Source organism: Bradyrhizobium sp. Leo170, assembly GCF_004296405.1.
GTDB lineage: Bacteria > Pseudomonadota > Alphaproteobacteria > Rhizobiales > Xanthobacteraceae > Bradyrhizobium.
This window is the reverse complement of sequence record NZ_PSRR01000688.1, coordinates 1-1,605: the sequence shown is the minus strand read 5'-3', so window position 1 is coordinate 1,605 and position 1,605 is coordinate 1. Positions and strand designations below refer to the sequence as shown.

Below are 1,605 nucleotides of genomic sequence, written 5' to 3'. Positions count from 1 at the left end.
CCACTAGCCGATCTTGGCGCGAACATACGACTCCGCCCGTTCGAGCAAATGATCGAATGAACCATCGGCGGTATCGAGCACCAGATGCTCTCGATCCCACGGTTCATAGTACCGGTTCACTATTTCGTCCCACGTTGGCAACCTGAGGCCACTGATGTCTGAGGTGCGGCCTTCCACCCGTTGCCGGTGCAAAACCAAGTCGCTGCAAACTACTTCGATCTCAGCGATGGGTGCCGATCTTTGCAAGGCGGTCTGTCGCCATCCGACGCGGCTTGCGAGGACTGGATTTACGCAGTCTGCTATAACGATGCGGCCGAGCTCAAGATTTTCAGCCGCCAGTGCGTTGGCTACGACGTAACCCATCGTGCCGACCGTTTGGCCTGCCTCCTGCAAGGTCTGCTCGATAGCGTCGATACGAAGATATGTAGCCGCGAGACGTCTTGTCAGCTCGCGAGAAACTGTCGTCTTCCCGGTGCCCGGAAGGCCGCCGAAGACTATGAGTATAGGTTGACGGCTTATCATGCCCGGATCATCGGCCAGTATTCCGAGGTCCGCAATGGGGCAGAAGCGGTGAGGTTCAGACCGAGCGAACGTTTTCCGGTTTGCGCCTCAAAGCAGACGCCGGGCGTTTATGAGGACATGCCCTAGTCGAATTCGAGCACGTCGGCGGCTGTGAGGCGGCCGGGGGTGCGATGGAAGAGATCGCGATCGATGACCGCGCACAGCTTTGGCACCGGCAGCTTATCGCCGCCGCGCATCAGATGCTTGATCTCGAAATGGCCGTCTTCGCAGATCGTCTTGAGCGAGGCGATGATACGCGTGATCCGGCCGTCTTCGCCAAACGGCAGGAGCAGCCGCTCATAGGCGACTGGTCGTCCATAGATGTCGTCGATATGGGCGATCGTGTAGACCGGCAGGCCGCGCGCGATGCACTCGTGGTAGACTGGCAATACGATCGGCGCGAGGCGCGGGCCCAGATAGTCGTCGAGAGCGCGGCCCTTTCCGGTGTGGCCGTAGGCATGCGCCATCCGCGTGCCCTCGCTCCGGATCGTCAATCGCGGCGGCTGACATTCAGCCTCGACCGTGTAGTGGACAAGGTCGAGCCTCTCTTCCTCTAGTCGCTCCGGCTCGTACTCGTCGACGCGTGGCGTCGACCGGTTACGGGCATACAGCCTGAGCCAGGCGTTCAGCAGATCGCGCTGCCGGATCGATTTCACGATCGATGAATTGGTGCTCTCGAATTCCAAGGTCGAAAATCCGTCCCGGGACCAGATGGCCAGAGCATCGGCTGGACGCGGAAATATTCTATGAAGGCTTGGCTGCGCGGCAAAATACCGTTAATGGCGGCTTTCCGAAGCGACAAACCGGGGGCGGCTGCAATTCGGCTATTGGAGAAGACGGAACCGATGAGGGGTGCGTCCTCGGTGCTCAGCTTTCCGCCTTGCCTAACCCATGTTGCATCGGCATATTCCGCCGCCGGGGGCGGCGGTCCGGGATGGGTTTCCGGGTTCGCGGAAAACCAGCCGGATCAGGAAAAAATTTGGCCGCGCGCGCAATCGCGGTGAGGCCGAGGGGGAAATTGTTTGGCCGACGAGTTCATTCTCG

Annotated in this window: 2 protein-coding genes; both read right to left on the bottom strand. The window is 60.1% G+C overall.

Annotation, left to right across the window (positions count from 1 at the left end; translation table 11 throughout):
- Positions 1–3: 3 nt before the first annotated feature.
- Positions 4–522 (bottom strand): P-loop nucleotide/nucleoside kinase family protein, encoded by a 519-nt coding sequence (locus tag CWO89_RS44020; protein WP_130584360.1) that lies wholly within the window; start codon positions 520–522, stop codon positions 4–6.
- A gap of 122 nt (positions 523–644) precedes the next feature.
- Positions 645–1,247: a PAS domain-containing protein gene (locus tag CWO89_RS44015; RefSeq protein ID WP_130584359.1), complete on the bottom strand. Its 603-nt coding sequence runs from the start codon at positions 1,245–1,247 to the stop codon at positions 645–647.
- Positions 1,248–1,605: the final 358 nt, after the last annotated feature.

Bases quoted from the DNA above. Each gene is read 5' to 3' on its own strand.
- CWO89_RS44020 (WP_130584360.1), bottom strand. From the start codon at position 522: ATGATAAGCCGTCAACCTATACTCATAGTCTTCGGCGGCCTTCCGGGC.